At 72.6% G+C, this 17,965-nt stretch carries 15 protein-coding genes and 1 pseudogene; 12 read left to right on the plus strand and 4 right to left on the minus strand.

The annotated features are described in order from the left end of the window. The 3 genes from ACMTAK_RS48435 to ACMTAK_RS48445 are packed head-to-tail and all read left to right on the plus strand — an operon-like array spanning position 1 to position 4,235. Entirely contained in the window at positions 1–2,058 is a 2,058-nt protein-coding gene (locus ACMTAK_RS48435; protein WP_413812084.1) for a prenyltransferase/squalene oxidase repeat-containing protein, read from the plus strand. Continuing rightward, complete coding sequence (locus ACMTAK_RS48440; protein WP_413812085.1) at positions 2,055–3,359, plus strand: FAD-dependent oxidoreductase; 1,305 nt, start codon at positions 2,055–2,057, stop codon at positions 3,357–3,359. Before ACMTAK_RS48435 ends, ACMTAK_RS48440 begins: the two co-directional genes overlap by 4 nt. A 12-nt stretch (positions 3,360–3,371) precedes the next feature. After that, positions 3,372–4,235, plus strand: a complete 864-nt coding sequence (locus ACMTAK_RS48445; protein WP_413812086.1) for a TauD/TfdA dioxygenase family protein — start codon at positions 3,372–3,374, stop codon at positions 4,233–4,235. Positions 4,236–4,278: 43 nt separating this feature from the next. Here the strand turns inward: ACMTAK_RS48445 and ACMTAK_RS48450 are convergent, their stop codons facing one another. Beyond that, positions 4,279–5,148, minus strand: coding sequence for a lytic polysaccharide monooxygenase auxiliary activity family 9 protein (locus ACMTAK_RS48450; RefSeq protein ID WP_413812087.1), 870 nt, complete (start codon positions 5,146–5,148; stop codon positions 4,279–4,281). A 214-nt stretch (positions 5,149–5,362) separates the two neighbouring features. Here ACMTAK_RS48450 and ACMTAK_RS48455 point away from each other — a divergent pair, with 214 nt between their 5' ends. Together ACMTAK_RS48455 and ACMTAK_RS48460 are read left to right on the plus strand one after the other, a co-directional pair. Next, positions 5,363–5,791 carry a spore-associated protein A gene (locus tag ACMTAK_RS48455; protein WP_413813220.1) on the plus strand — a complete coding sequence of 143 codons (429 nt, stop codon included), beginning with the start codon at positions 5,363–5,365 and terminating at the stop codon, positions 5,789–5,791. A gap of 269 nt (positions 5,792–6,060) precedes the next feature. After that, positions 6,061–6,219 (plus strand): annotated as a pseudogene (locus ACMTAK_RS48460) (MerR family transcriptional regulator); the annotation flags it as partial. 6 nt (positions 6,220–6,225) lie between these two features. Here the strand turns inward: ACMTAK_RS48460 and ACMTAK_RS48465 are convergent. Continuing rightward, entirely contained in the window at positions 6,226–6,672 is a 447-nt protein-coding gene (locus ACMTAK_RS48465; RefSeq protein WP_413812088.1) for a nuclear transport factor 2 family protein, read from the minus strand. A 381-nt stretch (positions 6,673–7,053) separates the two neighbouring features. Between ACMTAK_RS48465 and ACMTAK_RS48470 the strand changes: the two genes are divergently transcribed. The 3 genes from ACMTAK_RS48470 to ACMTAK_RS48480 all read left to right on the plus strand — a co-directional run bounded on the left by ACMTAK_RS48470 (position 7,054) and on the right by ACMTAK_RS48480 (position 10,481). Then, positions 7,054–8,373: a PucR family transcriptional regulator gene (locus ACMTAK_RS48470; protein ID WP_413812089.1), complete on the plus strand. Its 1,320-nt coding sequence runs from the start codon at positions 7,054–7,056 to the stop codon at positions 8,371–8,373. 168 nt (positions 8,374–8,541) lie between these two features. Continuing rightward, a complete protein-coding gene (locus tag ACMTAK_RS48475; protein WP_413812090.1) occupies positions 8,542–8,886 on the plus strand; it encodes a hypothetical protein in 345 nt (114 codons plus the stop codon). Beyond that, positions 8,883–10,481, plus strand: a complete 1,599-nt coding sequence (locus ACMTAK_RS48480; RefSeq protein WP_413812091.1) for a sodium/solute symporter — start codon at positions 8,883–8,885, stop codon at positions 10,479–10,481. The genes ACMTAK_RS48475 and ACMTAK_RS48480 overlap by 4 nt, the downstream gene beginning before the upstream one ends. Before the next feature lie 23 nt (positions 10,482–10,504). Here ACMTAK_RS48480 and ACMTAK_RS48485 read toward each other — a convergent pair whose 3' ends face one another. Then, positions 10,505–11,086 (minus strand): CGNR zinc finger domain-containing protein, encoded by a 582-nt coding sequence (locus ACMTAK_RS48485; RefSeq protein WP_413812092.1) that lies wholly within the window; start codon positions 11,084–11,086, stop codon positions 10,505–10,507. A 56-nt stretch (positions 11,087–11,142) separates the two neighbouring features. On the opposite strand from ACMTAK_RS48485, the gene ACMTAK_RS48490 reads away from it, so the two are divergent. Genes ACMTAK_RS48490 through ACMTAK_RS48500 form a run of 3 tightly spaced genes read left to right on the plus strand, consistent with a single transcriptional unit; the run spans position 11,143 to position 14,766 of the window. Beyond that, positions 11,143–12,354 (plus strand): MFS transporter, encoded by a 1,212-nt coding sequence (locus ACMTAK_RS48490; protein ID WP_413812093.1) that lies wholly within the window; start codon positions 11,143–11,145, stop codon positions 12,352–12,354. A 28-nt stretch (positions 12,355–12,382) separates the two neighbouring features. Further along, entirely contained in the window at positions 12,383–13,186 is an 804-nt protein-coding gene (locus tag ACMTAK_RS48495) for a PTS sugar transporter subunit IIA (protein WP_413812094.1), read from the plus strand. Between the two features lie 23 nt (positions 13,187–13,209). Further along, the gene (locus ACMTAK_RS48500; RefSeq protein ID WP_413812095.1) at positions 13,210–14,766 is read left to right on the plus strand and encodes a PTS ascorbate transporter subunit IIC; all 1,557 of its coding nucleotides are present in this window, start codon (positions 13,210–13,212) and stop codon (positions 14,764–14,766) included. Positions 14,767–14,816: 50 nt separating this feature from the next. Here the strand turns inward: ACMTAK_RS48500 and ACMTAK_RS48505 are convergent, their stop codons facing one another. Beyond that, a complete protein-coding gene (locus ACMTAK_RS48505; RefSeq protein ID WP_413812096.1) occupies positions 14,817–17,066 on the minus strand; it encodes an ATP-binding cassette domain-containing protein in 2,250 nt (749 codons plus the stop codon). Positions 17,067–17,202: 136 nt separating this feature from the next. Here ACMTAK_RS48505 and ACMTAK_RS48510 point away from each other — a divergent pair, with 136 nt between their 5' ends. After that, positions 17,203–17,937, plus strand: a complete 735-nt coding sequence (locus ACMTAK_RS48510; RefSeq protein WP_413812097.1) for a MerR family transcriptional regulator — start codon at positions 17,203–17,205, stop codon at positions 17,935–17,937. Positions 17,938–17,965: the final 28 nt, after the last annotated feature.

Raw genomic sequence — 17,965 nt, forward strand, 5'->3', positions numbered from 1 at the left:
ATGCCCGCTTCCGCCTTGACCGAGAGCGTCGGCACGGCCGTCACCACGGGTGCCGAGGCGCTCCTCGCCCACCGGCGCGACGACGGCGCCTTCGTCTTCGGCGCGCACCAGGCCTCCCCGCTGAACACCGCCGGAGCCCTCACCGCACTGCACTTCGCCGACCCCGAGGGCTCGGCGGAGACCATCGAGCGCGGTGTCACCTGGCTGTGCGAGAACCAGCGGGACGACGGCGGCTGGGCGATGCGCTCGGTGCCCACCGAACCCCTCACCACCGCGCTCGCCGCCGCGGCGCTCCACCTGCTCGCGCCCCGCCGGGCGGCGTCGGCCGTACGCGCAGCACGGGCCCGGTTCGAGGAGCTCGGCGGTTCCGCGGCCGTCCCGGAAGCCGCGATGACCGCCCTCATCCGCCAGTTCCACACCTTCGCCGGACTGCCCCACGAGGGCGCCCAGCGCCGACTCCCCCTGGAGCTGCTGCTCTTCCCCGGCCTCAGCCGCCGCCTGCTCAGCCTGCGGCTGCCGATCTACGCCAGCCAGGCGCTCGCCCAGTCCGCCCACCGCCGCCGCGGCCCGGCCGGCCGCGCCCTGGACCGGCTGGCCCGGCCGAGGGCCCTGGCCATCGTCCGTGACGCGTACGAACGCGAGGGCGCCACCGGCGGGTTCAGCACCGACCCCTGGCTCACCGGACTCATCTGCCTGGGCCTCGCCCGCTCCGGCCAGGCGCCCGACCTGGTGAGCACCGCCGCCCGCTGGCTCCGCTCGGCGGCGGGCCCCGACGGCTCCTGGGATCTGATGCCCCTCGATGTGACCTGGACGAACTTCGCCACCGCCGCGCTGATCGAGGCCGGTCACGCCGACGACCCCCAGCTGATCGGCACCCGCGAGATGCTCCACCGCCATCAGCAGCCCGAGCCGTTCGACGCCCTCGGCTGCCCGGCCGGCTACTGGGGGTTCTCCAGCCCACGCAGCTGGCCGATGGCCCTGGAGACCGCCGAGTCCAGCGCCATCCTGCTGCGGCTGCCCGGCGGCGCGGACGACCGCCATGTGCGGGCCGGGCTGGCCTGGCTGACCGCCACCCAGGACGCGGCCGGGTCCTGGAGCCTCGCCGTACGGAACAGCAAACCGGGTGGCTTCGGCCCCTGCCCCCAGATGACCGCCAAGGTCGTGGGCGCCCTGCTCGACTCGGGGGCCGGGGCCGACGACCCGCGCGTGGTCAGGGCGGTGCGCTGGCTGACCGGCCGACAGCGCCCCGACGGCTCGTACGAGGCGATGTGGTACCGCGGCGGCACCCCCGGTACCGCCGCGGCGCTGGAGGCGCTCAGCCGGGCGGGCCGTACCGAGGAACACCACCGGGCGGCGGCCCGTGCCAGGGACTGGCTGCTGCGCACCCGGCACCCCGACGGTTCGTGGAGCACGGGGGAGCGCACCGGGCCGGGCACCACCCGGCGGGGCACCGTCGAGGAGACCGCCTGGGCGCTGCGCGGGCTGCTCGCCGCCGGGTTGAGCCCCACCGACCCGGTCCTCGCGGCGGCGGCCCGCTGGCTGGTCGACGCCCAGCGGGCGGACGGCGGCTGGACCCCGGCCCCGGTCAACGAGTACATCCGCGGCTGTGCCCGCTACGCCGACGACGGCATCGCGGCGGGCCTGGCGGTGCGGGCCCTCGCCCACTACCGCTCGGCGGAGGTCGCGGAGGTCGTGGAAGCCACGCGCGAAAGCGGCTCTCGCCGCGAAACCGGCGTGCGCGAGACCGGCGTGCGCGAGACCGGCACTGACGAAACCGGCCGTCGCGAAACCGGCGTTGACGAGTCCGGCACCCACGAATCCGGCACGCGTGAATCCGGCCCGCGCGAGACCGGTCCGCGTGAAACCGGCATACGCGAGGCCGGCGCCCGCGAGACCGGCGCCCGCGCATCCGGCACGCGCGAGGCTGGCCCGCGTGAAACCGGCGCCCGCGAGGCCGGCACCCGCTCGTCCGGCACCCGCGAGACCGGCAGCCGCGAGACCGGCACCCGCGCGTCCGCCACCCGCGGAACCGGCACCGACGAAGGAGACAGGCGATGAGCCCCGATGTGCTGGTGTGCGGGGCGGGCGTCGGCGGTCTCGCGGCGGCCCGCGCGCTCGGCGGCCTCGGACTGGACGTCCTGGTGGTCGACAAGCAGCCGAGGATCCGCCCGATCGCCAAGGGCGAGGTGCTCCAGCCGGGCGCGCTGCGCCTGCTGCGCTCCTGGGGCGTGGAGAAGCGGCTCGACGCCCGGGGCGCGGTCCGGCTCGGACGGCTGGTCGTCCGCGATCCGCGCGGCACCGCGCTGATGTCCCTCGACTACGGCCAACTGCCCGCCCCCGACCAGTGGTTGCTGGCCCATGACCACACGGCCATCCTCGCCGCCCTGGCCGAGAGCCTCGGGCCGGGTGTGGAACTGCGCCGGGGTGTGCGCGCCGAGGCGCCGCTGCGCGACGACTCCGGCCGGATCACCGGACTGCGGCTGGCCGAGGGCGGCAGGGTCCACGAGGAGCGGGCCCCGCTCGTGGTCGCCGCCGACGGCATCTCCTCACGGCTGCGGTCCTGGGCGGGCATCGAGGCCCGGCGGGTCGACTACCCGCACCGGCTGGTCTCCTTCGACATCGGCGACGCCGGCGCGGCGGCGCGGGCCGACGACTTCTCCGCGTATGTCACCGACCGGGGGCTGCGGCTGCTCTATCCGCTGCCCGGTGGGCGGCTGCGGCTCTACCTCCAGGCGGGGCCCGACGAGCTGCGCGGTGTCACGGCACGCGGGGAACTGGCCGACTGGGCGGCCAGGGCACTGTCCCAGGTGCCCGCCCTGGAGCCGCTGACCGCGTCCCTGCTCGCCCATCTCGGCAGCCGTCAGACGCTGCCCGTCGGACGGCTGCTGTCGACCCGGCTGGCCGGCCAGGGCCTCGCGCTGGTCGGCGAGGCCGCGTACGCCGTCCATCCGATGGCCGCGCAGGGCATGAACACCGCCATCACCAGCGCCGGTGCCCTCGCCGAGCGGCTGTCGGGCCATCTGGAGCGCACCGGCGAGATGTCGGCCGCGGCGGTGGACGGCGCGCTGCGCGACTACCACGACCGACAGCTGCCCCTGCTCGCCCAGGCGGCCACGACCAGCGGCAACGCGGCGCGGATGGTCACCGATCTGTCGTGGCGCGGCCGGGTTCTGGGCCGCCGGGCGGTCCGTCACACCGGCGCCAACCCCCGGCTGCTGCACACCGTCACCCACAACATGTCGGGCCTCGGCCCGCGCCCGCTGACCCTGCTGGACCGGCTTCAGCAGCTCGGTCTCGTCCCCGATCCGCGCGCCCACCGAGTGCCGGCCGCACCGGCCGGCCGACCGAAACCCATATGAGGACGGTTTCCCATGCCCACTCCCGAACTGGTCGTGACCCCCGTCTCCGGAGCGCTCGGCGCGGAGATCCGCGGTGTCGATCTGACCGAGCTCACCGACGAACTCTTCGAGCGGATCCATGAGTTGCTGCTCGAGCACCTCGTGGTCTTCTTCCCGGACCAGGAACACCTCACCCCGGAGGCGCATATCGCGCTGGGACGGCGGCTGGGAGAGCTGGAGGTCCATCCGTTCCTGCCGAAGGTCGACGGCCATCCCGAAATCGTCGTGCTGGACGCGGATCAGGGCGCCAAGGCCGACGAATGGCATATCGACGTGACCTTCCAGCCCAATCCGCCGGTCGCCTCGATCCTCCATCTTCAGGTGTGCCCCGCCTCCGGCGGCGACACCATGTGGAGCAACCAGTACCTGGTCTACGAGACGCTCTCCGAGCCGATGCGCGAACTCCTCGACGGGCTCACCGCCGTCCACGTCCTCAACACACCGCAGACCGGTGAGCACTCCGCCGAACACCCGGTGGTGCGGATCCACCCCGAGACCGGCAGGCGCTCGCTGTACGTGACGCGCATGTGGACCTCGCACATCCCGCAGCTCAGCCGCCCGGAGAGCGACGCCCTGCTGCAGTACCTCTTCGAGCACTCCGAGTCGCCCCGGTTCAACTGCCGCTACCACTGGCAGCCCGGCGCCGTCGCGATGTGGGACAACCGCGCCACCCAGCACCTGGCGGTCAACGACTACACCGGGCCCCGCAGGGGGCAGCGGGTGACCGTCCTCGGCGACCAGCCCACCGGTGACACCCCGCGCTGGAAGGAGTACCGGCCCGCGCCCGACGAGCGCTACTACCCGCGCCACGTCACGGCCCGGCACGGCTACCGGTGACTGCCGGTCGGGCCCACCGGTCCCGTCGGGCAGGTCAGGCCGGTCAGCGACTCGGGCGTCGCCGTCGTACGGTGGCGGCGACACCCGCGCCGAGCACCAGCACGGACGCGCCACCGGCGAGCAGCACCGGAGTGGTGTCGCCGTCGCCCTCGTCGGCGGAGGTGGCCCGGGAGGCCGCGGCGGCGGCACGGGACGGCTCCGTGGGCTGCGCGGCGGCCTCAGACGGCGGGGTGGCGGCCTCGGACGACGGGGCCGTGCCCGAGGAGCCCTTCGCCGGGGCCCCCAACACCACATCGGAGCAGGAGTAGTAGGTGTCCGGGGTGCTGGTGTTCCGCCAGATCGTGTAGAGCAGCTGACGGCCGGTCCGGTCGGCGGGCAGCGTGGCCTTGAGGTGGTAGGCGTCGTCCACCAGCGCGGGGTCCTTGGCCGTGGCGAACGGCTTCGCCTCCAGGTCGGACCACCTCAGCGGCCGCTTGGGATCGTAGCCCTCCTTGGTGAGATACAGCTCGAAGGTCCCCGTGTGCGGGATGGTCGACCGGTAGGTGAGCGTGAGATCCGCCCCGGCCGACAGCCGCGTCGAAGGCCAGTCCGCGCGTGGCAGGTCCAGACCCCGGTACGCCTCCAGGCCCCCGCTGCACAGCTTTCCGTCCGGGATCCGCTCCCGGTCCTTGCCCGCCACCCCCGCGATCCGCAGGTTGTCCCAGTCCGCGGCGTCCGGGTCGCCCGCGGCTCGGGCCGCCCGGCACGCCGCCGATCGCGCCGCGCCCCCGCCCTCGGGGGAGCAGGCGAACGTCCGGCTCACCGGGTCCGTCGGCGCCCCGTGCGCCTGCGCGGGCGGGGCGGCCAGCGCCATGAACAGACAGGGGAGGGCCCCGAGAAGAGCGCCCACGGCGGCGGTGCGGTACGAGGTCATCCGGTGCGGCCCTCCGAGGTCGGTGCGGCGACGGGCGGCCCGCCCGTCCCGGGGAGTACGGGAGACCCGGCCCGTGCGTTCAACGGGCCGCCGTGAGCCGGGCCATGACGGCGTACAACCATCCGTCATCTCCATATGTCTCCCTAGGCAGACGCAAACAGCGCCTACGCCCATGAATAACCATCAAGGGGGACAAATGAATCTTTCTCGCCGTATGGCCGCCACCGCGGTCCTCGCCACCGCCATCGCGGGCACCGTGGCCATGACGCCCCAGGCGTCCGCCGCCGCCACGGCTTCGTACAACGGGGTGTGCGGCAGCGGGTACAAGGTGGTGAACTCGGCGCCCATCGGCTCCAAGGGCACCGTCTTCCTCACCTACAACTCCGCCAAGGGCAAGAACTGCGTGGTCACCGTCCGGAACGCCACGGGCAAGCCGGTTCCCATGTTTGCCTACCTGTACGTTCAGGGCGCCGACGAGTCGGCCGAGGACGGCGGCGCGTACACCTCGTACGCGGGCCCGGTGTACGGCGACGGGCGCGGCAAGTGCGTGGACTGGGCCGGGGGCATCGACAACCAGTCCACCTGGACCTACGGATCGAACTGCGGGTCCCTGAAGGCCTACCGCGTGACCAAGGGCTGGTAAGCCCGAAGCCACACGGTCGGCGGAGCCGACGGGGGAACACACGGGGGAGCGGCGGTCACCCTTCGAGGTGGCCGCCGCCATCGTCGTGCGGCGCCGCCCGCATATTCGATGTCTTCGACGGCATACGTCCCGGCAGCGTCGTCGCCGTGACTCCAGAGGATCTCGCGGCCGTCATCTCCGACGCCGTGCACCAGGCCGTCCAGTCCGGACGTCTTACGGGGAGAGGCGCCGCAGGACATCCGCGTGGAGCGCCCCCGGCACCGAAGCCGGAGCAGATCGCCCCGCTGATCGCCCAGGTGCGGGTGGCGGGCGGACCGGAGCCGCTGGAGGCCGTCCTGCGCGACTGGCACGGCCGCCTGTCCGCCCGCGGGCGCGCGATGCCGACCGGCGCCGCCGAGTTGGAGGCGTACCTCCGCGAGCGCGGATGAGATCCGTCAGTGACGCTCGGTGAAGGCCACCGCGTGGGTGTCCAGCACGATGTGGAGCTCCGCGAGGCGGTAGGCGGCGCCGTCGGAGCGGACCACGCAGCGGACCACGCCGCTTGCGATCGGGGTCACCTGACCGTCGGTGATGTTGGTGGCGTACATGTACGACACCACCGAGATGTCATCGCCGTCGACCCGCTCGAGGTGGATGTTCGAGGCGTTGTGGCGCAGCGGATAGCCGGCCGCCTCGCGGTGCTGCCGCTGCCAGGCGATCACCTGCTCGCGGCCCCGGTTGTCGGAGGCGATGAACTCCTCGTACGGGGAGTTGCCGGTGTCCGAGCGGGAGGTGATGTGGACGTCCTCGGTCAGCAGCTCGGGCCAGACGTCGAACTGCCCCTCGTCGAAGACGAACCACCAGCGGTGGATCAGCTCATGGACCGCCAGACGATCGAGCATGCGGAGCTCTCCCCCCGAAGATTCAAGTGATCGACAGCATATCCCGCGGCCGCCAGTACGGTGGCCCCATGTCCGCCGTCCACGACCATTTCCAGCGCCGCACCACGGAGGCCCCGCGCCGCCATGACGCCATCGAGGCGGGCCGCCCCGATGCGCGCGTAGGGGCATTCCGGACGTCCCGCCGGACCGGCGGGAGTTCGAGGCGTGGATGGAGGAGTTCGAGCGGGCCCACTTCACCTTGACCCCCAAGAATTCGCGGAAGGCACCGACCCACCGGTATGTCGATGGTGCAATAGCCATGCAGGCTCTGGTATCAAACCTGGCCGTGGCCTCACTGCCGTGTTGAGCTGCGCATTGCCCGTCACAGGTGGAGGAACGTCCATGCACCCAGTCACCGGCTCCCGCGCTTCCGTCCCCGCCATGGGCCGCGCCCCCCGTCTGTCCGCCGACCGGGTCCGGACGCCGCCCCGGATGCCCGCCGCCCGTCCGCCGATCCGGTCGCGGGCCGACGGCGAGACCGTGGCGCTGCTGCACCGCGCCGCCCGGGTGCTCATCGAGGAGGTGCCACGGCTGACGGACCGTATCGTCGCGCTGATGAAGGAGCGGGAGCCCGCCTACCGTTCCGCCGTCGTGGACCCGCACGAGGTGTGGCGGGAGGTCCACGACTCGCTCAGCCACAATGTGCGCTCGCTGGTGCACCCCAAGGAGACGCGCGAATCGGCCCGGTCCTGCGCGTGGCGGATCGGCACCGACCGCGCCGCCCAGGGCTTTCCGCTGGACGCGCTGCTGCACGCGTACCGCATCGGCTGCACCGTCGTCTGGGAACAGCTCCTGGAGACCGCCTCGAAGGAGGACCCGCTCGGCGCCCAGTCGCTGGTCCATGTCGCCGCCGATGTGTGGAACTTCGTCGACGAGCACTGCACCCTCGTCGCCACGGCGTACCAGGAGGTCGAGCGGCAGCTCTCCTGGCACCGGGAGAACCGCTACCGGATCATCGTCGCGGCCCTGCTCGACGGCACCGCCCGGGTGAGCGACTTCCCCGAGGCGGAGCAGGTCCTCGGCCTGCCCGAGCAGGGGCGTTACGCGGTCGTGGCGCTGGAGGACGCCGACGCACCGTGCCGGACGCCGCACTCCGTCGAGGTGGGCGACGGACTCCGTACGGTCTGGCACACGGCGGAGGGCACCGCCCACGCCATCGTGCTGCTCGGCGGCGGCGGCGACGGCGACGGTGACACCGGCCCGGGGCGGCTCGTGCGCGGGCTGGAAGTGCCACCCGGCGCACGGGCCGGGGTCAGCCCCGCCGTGACCGGCCTCGCCGCGATCAACACGGCCCGCCGGCTCGCCGATACGGCGCTGCGCACCCGCCCGGCCGCCGGGTCGGCGGCGCTGTTGGAGGAGCGCTATCCGGAGGCGCTGGTGGTGTCCTCCCCGGACCTCGGCAGCGCGCTCGCCGAGCGGATGCTCGGACCGGTCCTGGCCCTGGAGTCCGCCGACCGGGAGCTGCTGCTGACGACGCTGGCCGCCTGGCTGGAGGCCGGGGGATCGGCGCGTCGCGCGGGCGGGCTGCTGTTCTGCCACCGCAACACGGTGCTCAACCGGCTGCGCCGCTACGAGCAGTTGACCGGGCGTTCGCTGGACCACCCGCGCGAGGTCATGGAGTTGTCGCTCGCGCTGTCCGCGCACCGGCTGCTGACACCCTGAGAACCGCCCGTCTGCCTGAGCCGATGTGGGCGTGCACAACGGCCCCGCGCCGATCATGTGCGCCCGTCACACGGTCCGCCGGTTGGGCTGTACGCGACCCTTCTGACCTGCTGTCGTGGCGTTTCCGTCCCGGCGACCCGGGACGGAACCCGCACAAGGAGCCGCGACATGTCCGACCACGACCACCCCTGGGGTCCGTTCCCGTCCGCCGAGTCCCGCACCGCGCCTCGCACCGCCACGCTCCCGCCCCACCCCGCGGCGCCGCCTCCGCCGGCACGGCGCTCACCGTGGCAGCGGCCGTGGCCCTGGTCGGCGCGGGCGGCCTGCACCGCGCTCACCTGTCATGTGGCCGCCGTGGTGGTCAACTGCGCCGCCGAAGGCGTCGTCAACCTCGGCGCGGGCGGCGGGTTCACCGTGGGCGCCATGCTGATCGGCCTGGACACGGCGGTGCTGCTCACCGTCCTGGCCCGGGCCCATCGCCGGGCAGGCATCACGGGGGAGGGGGAGCGGTGAGCTTCCTCGATCCCAGAACGCTCGCGTTCGTGCTCTTCGCGGGCTTCATGGCCGTCTCGTTCCTGCTGTGCATCCTCGCGGCCACCGGCAACGACGATCCCACCGAGTTCTACCTGGGCACCGGCGCGCTCAGCCCGATGCAGAACGGCCTGGCCATCGCGGGCGACTACATCTCCGCCGCCACCGTGCTCAGCACCACCGGCACCATCGCCCTGGCCGGATTCGACGGAGTGCTCATCGCCATCTCCACCGTGCTCTCCATCCTGATGTTCATGCTGGTCCTCTCCGGACCGCTGTGCGGACGGGGGCGGTTCACCCTCGGCGACGTCCTCTCCGAGCGGCTGAGCGAGCGCCCGGCCCGGATCGGCACCGCCGTCGTGGTGCTGGTGGTCGTCATGCCGCTGCTGCTGGTCCAGCTCAACGGCGCGGGCGCCATGCTGGCCCTGCTGCTCGGCATCCCCGGAAGCGGCGCGGTCACCGGCTGCACCGTCTTCATCGGCTCGCTCATGGTCTGCTACGCCGCCCTCGGCGGGATGAAGGGCACCGGATTCGTCCAGATCCTCAAGACGGTGCTGCTGCTCGCCGCGTTCGTCCTGCTCGCCTGTCTGGTGCTGAAGCGCTTCTCCTGGAACCCGGCCACCCTCTTTGACGCCGCGGCCGACGCCAGCGGCTACGGCGACGGCTTCTGGCAGTCCGGCCGCCAGTACGGGGACTCCCTCAGCGGCCGCCTGGACGTCATCAGCGTTCAGCTCACCCTCGCCCTCGGTGCGGCCTGTATGCCCCACCTCACCATGCGGCTCCACCCGATCCGCGGTATGCGGGCCGCCCGCGCCGCCACCACCTGGGCGGTGGGCGCGGTCACCACCATCCTCGGGCTGATCGTGATCGTGGGCGCCGGAGCCACCGCCGTCGTCGGCGCCCGCGCCCTGCGCGCCTCCGACCCCACCGGCAGCGACTCATTGCTGCTGCTGACCCTCGCCCTGGACCCGGCGGCGCGGGAGGCCGACCAGAGCCTGCTCTTCTCCGTCGTGGCCTGCGCGGTCGTCGCCACCACCCTCGCGGCGGTCGCCGGACTCACCCTGGCCGCCGCGGCCTCCCTCGCTCATGACGTCCTGGCCAAGGTCGTCTTCAAGGGCGGGCTCTCGGCCAACCGGGAGCTGGCCGCCGCCCGTACGGCCATCGTGGTCGTCGGCGTCGCGGCCGTCGTCCTCGCCATCGTCACCCAGCACTGGAACCGGCAGGTCCTGATCTCCTTCACCTTCGCGGCCGCCGCCTCGGCCCTGCTGCCGGTCGTGCTCTACGGCACCCTGTGGCGTGGCTTCACGGTGAACGGACTGCGCTGGGCGCTGTACGGGGGGCTCCTGCTCACCGCCGTGGCCATCGCCTTCTCCCCGGCGATCTCCGGCAACCCGCTCGCGGTCTTCCCCGAGCGCGACTTCCACTGGTTCCCGCTCCGCAACCCGGGCCTGATCACCGTTCCGGCCGGCTTTCTGCTCGGCTGGCTCGGCTCCCGGTTCGGGGGCCGCGGACGGCGGGCCCGGCATGTCCAGGATCCGGCGCGGGGGGACACGCCCTACGCGATGCACACCGGCTGACGCGAGGAACCCTTGTGGAAGCCTTACGGAGTCCGGGATCCAGCCCTCGCCTTGGCGCGCCGGTGGGCGGCCACCCGCTCACGGGTCGCGCACCGGCGTGAGCAGTAGCGGCGCTCCGGTCCGCTGCCCACGGTGAGGAAGACATCGCCGCAGCCGGAGGAGGAGCACAGACCGCCGGGCGGGCGCTGACCCTCCCAGAGCAGCACGGTCAGCGCCATGCACGAGGAGGCGAGGAACCACTCGCCCCAGGGCGCCTCGTCATCGCTGTCCAGGTGGGGATGCCAGGGCGAGCGGCCGCCGTGCGAGCTGAGCCGGAGCGGGCCCGTGCCCTCCCGCAGCAGCCGGTTCAGCACTCCGGCGGCCTCGTCGACATGACCGGCGGTGAACACCTCGCGGAGCCGCAGCGCCGCGACGCGCATCCCCGCGACATCGTCGGCGGTGAGCTCGAGCGGTCCGGACTCGCCGTGGTCGAGCAGAAGCCCGGCGATCGCGGCGGGGTCCGGGCTCGGCTCCGCGGTCAGGGCGTTGACGAGGGCGGCGGTGCGCCGGGCGGTGGCCCGCACCGAATGCCGGGTGGACCAGTCGTCGTTCGAAGGCGGTGGCACTACGCCAATGTAACGCACCTGGCGCACTTTTGCGTTAGCGCCGTAACGTCCCGTGCATGCCGAGGCGTTACACGATGGGGTGCTATCTGGGCGGGGCGGCCGCCGCCCGCACGGGGGACGAGATGTCCGGTCCCGCGCTGCTGCTGGCCGGACCGGTGCTGACCGGTTCGCCCTCCTCGGGCTCGGCGCTGCTGGCGGGCATCATGGCCGCGGCCGCGGTCGGCGGCCCGCTTTTCGGGGTGCTGCTCGACCGCGCGACCCGGCCGGGCCGGCTGCTGGCCGCTGCGCTCGCCCTCTACGCGGCGGGGCTGGCCGCGATCCTCCTGGGTCTGGGGCGGGTGCCGTTCGCCCTCACGGTTCTCCTCGCGGTGGGCACGGGGCTGCTGGGACCGGCCCTGTCCGGCGGATGGACCTCCCAGCTGCCCCGGGTGGCACCGTCGGCGGGCCTCCCCCGTGCCACCGCGCTGGACGCGATGACGTTCAGCCTCGCCGCGCTGGTGGGGCCCGCACTCGCCGGGGCGCTCGCGGGGGTGGCCGGGGCACCGGCCGCCGTGGCGGCGTCCATCGCGCTGATCGGCCTCGCGCTGCCCGCCGCCCGGGCGCTCCCCGCGCCCGCGCGATCCGCCCCGTCGGCCCCACCGCAGGGCACGTCGGTCGCCACCGATCTGACCGCCGGGCTGTGCGCCATCGTCCGCAACCGGCCCCTGGCCCGGGCCACCGCCACCTCCGTCGTCTCCTGCGTCGGCCAGGGGGCGCTGCTCACCTGCTGGCCGCCGCTCGGCGCGACCGTGCTCGGCGGCGCCGACCGTGGCGCCCTGCTGCTGTCCGCCGCCGCCGCGGCGGCCCTCGTGGCCAACGCGGTCCTCTCCCGCCGCCCCCGCCCACCGCGCCCGGACACCGTGCTCCTCGGCGGAGCCCTGCTGCTCGTCCTCGCGCCCCTGCTCGCGGCCACCGGCCATCCGGTCGCGCTGATCGCCGCCGCGCTGCTCACCGGCGCCGCCGAGGGCCCTCAGCTCACGGCCCTGTTCGCGATCCGCCACCGGGAGGCGCCCGAGCGGCTGCACGGCCAGGTCTTCACCACCGGCGCCAGCCTGAAGATCACCGGCTTCGCCCTCGGCGCGGCCCTCGCCGGTCCGCTCGCCACCTGGTCGCCGCCCGGCGCCCTGGTGGCGGCCGGGGGGTGCGAGGCGCTCGCGGTTCTCGTCTTCGTATGCTTGCCGGACCCTGCGGAGGCTGTCGCTCCGCTTCCACCCCCGGGGGGTGTGTGACAGAGTCATGTCAGCCATGATGACCGGCATGGAAGACCTGAAAGACCTGCTCCCCGTCGAGGCTGTGCGGCTCGACGTACCGGCGGCCGACTGGCGTGAGGCGATAGCTGCCGCCGGCCGTCTGATGGTGGATACGGGAGCCACCACCGACGAGTACACCCGCGAGATGGTCGCCAACGTCGAGGAGAACGGGCCGTACATCGTCATCGCGCCGGGTGTGGCCTTCGCCCACTCCCGGCCGTCCCCGGCGGTGCTGTCCACCGGGATGTCCTGGGTCCGGCTCGCCGAGCCCGTGGAATTCGGGCATGAGTCCAACGACCCCGTCACCCTCGTCGTCGCCCTGGCCGCCCAGGACTCCGCGGCGCACACCTCCGCGATGGCCGGCCTGGCGCGGCTCCTGGGCGACCCCGGCACGGCGGCCGCCCTTGCGGCCGCGCCCACCCCGGAGGCGCTGCACGCCGTACTGGCCGGGGAGCGTCCGGAGGACGACTCCGAGAAGTCCGGACCCGCCACCACCTCGGAACCCGCCGAGCCCCGGGCGGGCGCCTTGCACAAGATCCTCACCGTCTGCGGCAACGGCGTGGGCACCAGCCTGTTCCTCAAGAACACCCTGGAGCAGGTGCTGGACCGCTGGGGCTGGTCGAGGTTCGTCACCGTGGAGGCCACCGACACCATCTCCGCGAAGGGCAAGGCGTCCGAGGCAGTGGCCCTGCTGACCTCCCGTGAGATCGCCAGGACCCTGGGCGATGTGGGACGGCCGGTCAAGGTCGTCCAGGACTTCACCAGCACCGCCGAGGTGGACGCGGTGCTCCGGGACACGTACGACGTCTGAACGACGGGGACAGAGGAAACACCATGGGCTGGTTTGTCACCCTTGCCACGTTTCTCGTCAATGAGATTCTGAGCGAGCCCGCGTATCTGATCGGCATCATCACGGCCGTCGGACTCATCGCGATGAAGAAGAGCACCGGGCAGATCATCGGCGGCGCCATCAAGGCGACCCTCGGCTTTCTGCTGATCGGCGCGGGAGCGGGGCTGGTCACCGACTCCCTCGCCCCGCTGGGCACCATGATCCAGGGCGTCACCGGCGCCCACGGCGTCATCCCCACCAACGAGGCCATCGTCGGCATCGCCCAGGACCAGTTCGGCTCGCGGGTCGCCTGGCTGATGATCCTGGGCTTCGGGGTCAGCCTGCTGCTGGCCCGGTTCACCCCGCTCCGCTATGTCTTTCTGACCGGGCACCACATGCTCTTCATGGCCACGCTGCTGACCGTGGTCCTGGCAGGCGGCGGCCGCTCGACCATCGCCGTGGTGGCCGTCGGCGGTGTGCTGCTGGGCGTCATGCTGGTCGCCATGCCCGCGTTCGCGCACCCCTGGACCAAGCGCGTGACCGGCAGCGACACCGTCGCCATCGGCCACTTCGGCACGGCCGGGTACATCGTGGCGGGCGCGGCCGGAAAGGTGGTCGGCAAGCGCAGCCGCTCCACCGAGGAGATGAAGCTGCCCGAGGGGCTGCGCTTCCTGCGCGACTCGATGGTGGCCACCGCCCTGTCGATGCTGCTGATCTACCTGGTCATGGCGGTCCTCCTGCTCGTCAAGGAGGGGCAGCGGGCCGCCTTCAAGGCATTCGCCACGGGTACCGGCGGCGCCGTGGCCACCGACACCGGCAACTATCTGATGCAGTCCGTTATGCAGGGGTTTCAGTTCGGCATCGCCGTCGCGGTGATCCTCTTCGGCGTCCGTACGATCCTCGGTGAGCTGGTCCCCGCCTTCCAGGGGATCGCACAGAAGGTCGTCCCCGGCGCCCTGCCCGCGCTGGACGCGCCCATCGTCTTCCCGTACGCGCAGAACGCGGTGCTGATCGGCTTCATCTCCAGCTTCACCGGCGGGCTGATCGGACTGGCCCTGCTCACCTGGGTCTTCCATCCGGCCTTCGGCCTCGCCCTGGTGCTGCCCGGCCTGGTGCCGCACTTCTTCACCGGTGGCGCGGCCGGGGTCTACGGCAACGCGACCGGCGGCCGGCGCGGCGCGGTGGTGGGGGCGTTCCTCAACGGGCTGCTCATCACCTTCCTCCCCGCCCTGCTGCTCAAGGTGCTCGGCGCGTTCGGCGACCAGAACACCACCTTCGGCGACGCCGACTTCGGCTGGTTCGGCGCGCTCATCGGCAACGCGGGCAAGGCCGGTGGCGCCGCCGGGCTCGTGGTCATCGTGCTGCTCGGCCTCGCGGTCCTCGGGGCCGCGATCCTGGTCCAGAAGCGGGTGGTCGACACCGGCTGGGACCCGGGCGCGGCGCGCGACGCCCTGATGCCGCGCGAGAGCGCGGTGGCGCCCGCCGAGGCCGGCGCCACCACGGCCGCCTACGCCAAGATCCCGCCGCCCGCGGGGGCTCCCGCACCTCCGCCCGCGCCCTGACCCGCCGTGCCGCCCTGGTGGTCCCGCCGACGGGACCACCAGGGCGGGGCTCATGCCCGCTTGACGTAATCGCGCAGGTGGACGGCGGTGAGGGAGCCACCGGTGTCCACGAGGTCGGCGGGGGTCCCGGTGAACACCACCTGACCGCCGTCGTGCCCCGCCCCCGGACCCATGTCGACGATCCAGTCCGCATGGGCCATCACGGCCTGGTGGTGCTCGATGACGACGACCGTGTTGCCCGTGTCGACAAGCCGGTCGAGCAGGGCGAGCAGCTGGTCCACATCGGCCAGGTGCAGTCCGGTGGTCGGCTCGTCCAGAACGTATGTCGAGCCGCTCCGCGCCATGTGGATGGCCAGCTTCAGCCGCTGGCGCTCACCCCCGGAGAGCGTGGTGAGCGGCTGGCCCAGCGCCAGATAGCCCAGCCCCACCGCGGCCAGCCGGTCCAGGACCACCCGGGCCTGACCGGTGGTGAAGAACTCCAGTGCCTCGGCCACCGACATGCCCAGGACATCGCTGATGTTCCGCCCGCGCAGCCGGTACGTCAGCACCTCGGGCCGGAACCGCTTCCCCTCGCAGTCCTCGCACACCGAGGCCACCTCGGCCATCATGGCGAGGTCGGTGTAGATCAGCCCGATGCCCTTGCACCGCGGGCAGGCGCCCTCCGAATTGGCGCTGAACAGCCCCGGTTTGACGCGGTTGGCCTTGGCGAACGCCGTCCGGATCGGATCGAGGAGCCCCGTATAGGTGGCCGGGTTGCTGCGGCGGGAGCCACGGATCGCCGACTGGTCCGCGACGATCACCTCCTCCCGCCCGGACAGCGACCCATGGATCAGGGAGCTCTTGCCCGATCCGGCGACACCGGTGACGACGGTGAGCACACCGAGCGGGATGTCCACGCTCACATCCCGCAGATTGTGCAACCGGGCGCCCCGGACCGGCAGTCGCCCGGTGGGCCGCCGCACCCTCTCCCGCAGCCGCACCCGGTGGTCCAGATAGCGCCCGGTCAGGGTGGTGGAGGCGCGCAGGCCCGCCAGGTCGCCCTGGTAACAGATCCGCCCGCCCGCCACCCCGGCGCCGGGCCCCAGGTCCACCACATGGTCGGCGATCCGGATGGTCTCCGGTTTGTGCTCCACGACCAGCACCGTGTTGCCCTTGTCCCGCAGCTGGAGCAGCAGCCGGTTCATGCGCTCGATGTCATGCGGGTGCAGGCCCACCGTGGGCTCGTCGAAGACATAGGTGACATCGGTCAGGCTGGAGCCCAGATGCCGGACCATCCGCACCCGCTGGGCCTCGCCGCCGGACAGGGTGCCGGACTCCCGGTCCAGGCTCAGATACCCCAGGCCGATCTCGACCAGTGAGTCGAGGAGCGCGCGCAGGCTCTCCAGCACCGGTCCGACGGCATCGTCCCGGATACCGCGTACGAACTCCGCCAGATCGCTGATCTGCAGGGCCGAGCAGTCCGCGATGGAGTGGCCGTCGATCCGGCAGGACCGTACGGCCGCGCACAGCCGGGCGCCCTCACACTCGGGGCACTCGGTCAGGGTCATGGCCCGGTCGGCGAACGCGCGCATGCGCGGCTGCATCGTCTCCCGGTCCTTCGCCAGGTACTGCCGGCGGACCTTGGTCACCAGCCCCTCGTAGGTGAGGTTGTTCTTCCCCACCTTGATCTTGGTGGCCGGTTTGTGGAGGAAGTCCGCCCACTGGTCCGGGGTGTAGTCCCGGAGCTTGGTATCGGGGTCGAAAAGGCCGGAGGCCGCCATAACCCGCCAGTGCCAGCTGTCCACCTCGAATCCGGGGACGGTGATCGCCCCCTCCTGCAACGACTTCTCCCTGTCGACGAGTTGGCCGATGTCGATGTCGGTGACCCGGCCGAGCCCCTCGCACCGCGGACACATGCCCTCGGCGGTGTTGAAGCTGAAGGCGAGGGGAGGGCCGACGTACGGGCTTCCGATCCGGCTGAACAGGATCCGCAGCAGGGTGTGGGCATCGGTGGCGGTGCCCACGGTGGAACGGGAGTTGGCGCCCATCGGCTCCTGGTCCACGATGATCGCCGCGCTCAGATTCCGCAGCGAGTCGACGTCCGGACGGCCGAGCGTCGGCATGAAGTTCTGGACGAACGCCGTATAGGTCTCATTGATCAGCCGCCTCGACTCCGCGGCGATGGTGTCGAAGACGAGCGAGGACTTACCGGATCCGGAGACACCGGTGAAGACCGTGAGCCGCTGCTTGGGAATGTTCACACTCACGCCCTGGAGATTGTTTTCCCTGGCGCCACGGACCTTGATTTCGCTGACATCCATGCCTTCAAGTGTTTCATTGAAGTGCACGTTGAGAGTTTTCCCGGCTTTCCTCCCAACCCCCGCCGGACACACCGCGACGGAGCCGACGCTAACCTTCAACTCGCCCGTGAACCCTCGACTCGAAGGTGACGAAACCGTGAGCCGTACGGACGCCGCGCTGCGCCCCGTCGATCTGGCCCGGATGGCGGGTGTCTCCACCCAGCAGATCCGCAACTACGTCGACGCCGGCATCCTGCCCCCGGCCACCCGCACCCCCGCCGGATACCGCAGACTCGACGACCGGCACCGCAGAGCCCTGGTGACCTACCGGGCCCTGATGCCGGGATACGGCGCGGAGACCGCCCGCGCGGTCATGCGGGCCGTCCACGACGAGGACGTCGCCCTGGCGCTCACCCTGGTCAACGCCGGACACGCCGCCCTCCATGACCAGCGGCACTCCCTCGAGGCGGCGGGGAAGGCGCTCGAAGCGGTCGCCGAGCAGACCCCGGACGCGTCGGCGCCGTCACGCTCCGGGCCGCTGCGCATCGGCGAGGTGGCCGCCCGTCTGGGCTTGCGCACCTCGGCCCTGCGGGTGTGGGAGTCCGCCGGTCTGCTGCGCCCGCGGCGCGACCGGAGCACCGGCTACCGCGTCTACGGGCCGTCCGACGTCCGGGACGCCCGGATGATCGACCTGCTGCGCCAGGTCCGCTATCCGCTGCCCCAGATCCGGCCCGTCCTCGACGGCCTGCGCCGCACGGGGAGCAGCGAGGCCCTGCGCACGGTCATCGCCCGACGTCAGGAGGGGCTCGCCCAGCGCGCCACGGCCATGCTCGAGGGCTCCTGCCGACTGCATCACTACCTCACCGAAAACGCGTCGGCCGAGGACCGATGAGTTCCCGGCGGGGGAGCGGTCTGTACGG

It is taken from the genome of Streptomyces lacaronensis (genome assembly GCF_047337785.1).
Taxonomy (GTDB): Bacteria; Actinomycetota; Actinomycetes; order Streptomycetales; family Streptomycetaceae; genus Streptomyces; species Streptomyces lycopersici.

Excerpts from the sequence above, each read along its gene's own strand:
- ACMTAK_RS48435 (WP_413812084.1), top strand. The coding sequence starts at position 1 with ATGCCCGCTTCCGCCTTGACCGAGAGCGTCGGCACGGCCGTCACCACG.
- ACMTAK_RS48440 (WP_413812085.1), top strand. The coding sequence starts at position 2,055 with ATGAGCCCCGATGTGCTGGTGTGCGGGGCGGGCGTCGGCGGTCTCGCG.
- ACMTAK_RS48445 (WP_413812086.1), top strand. The coding sequence starts at position 3,372 with ATGCCCACTCCCGAACTGGTCGTGACCCCCGTCTCCGGAGCGCTCGGC.
- ACMTAK_RS48450 (WP_413812087.1), bottom strand. The coding sequence starts at position 5,148 with ATGACCTCGTACCGCACCGCCGCCGTGGGCGCTCTTCTCGGGGCCCTC.
- ACMTAK_RS48455 (WP_413813220.1), top strand. The coding sequence starts at position 5,363 with ATGGCCGCCACCGCGGTCCTCGCCACCGCCATCGCGGGCACCGTGGCC.
- ACMTAK_RS48465 (WP_413812088.1), bottom strand. The coding sequence starts at position 6,672 with ATGCTCGATCGTCTGGCGGTCCATGAGCTGATCCACCGCTGGTGGTTC.
- ACMTAK_RS48470 (WP_413812089.1), top strand. The coding sequence starts at position 7,054 with ATGCACCCAGTCACCGGCTCCCGCGCTTCCGTCCCCGCCATGGGCCGC.
- ACMTAK_RS48475 (WP_413812090.1), top strand. The coding sequence starts at position 8,542 with ATGTCCGACCACGACCACCCCTGGGGTCCGTTCCCGTCCGCCGAGTCC.
- ACMTAK_RS48490 (WP_413812093.1), top strand. The coding sequence starts at position 11,143 with ATGCCGAGGCGTTACACGATGGGGTGCTATCTGGGCGGGGCGGCCGCC.
- ACMTAK_RS48495 (WP_413812094.1), top strand. The coding sequence starts at position 12,383 with ATGGAAGACCTGAAAGACCTGCTCCCCGTCGAGGCTGTGCGGCTCGAC.
- ACMTAK_RS48500 (WP_413812095.1), top strand. The coding sequence starts at position 13,210 with ATGGGCTGGTTTGTCACCCTTGCCACGTTTCTCGTCAATGAGATTCTG.
- ACMTAK_RS48505 (WP_413812096.1), bottom strand. The coding sequence starts at position 17,066 with ATGGATGTCAGCGAAATCAAGGTCCGTGGCGCCAGGGAAAACAATCTC.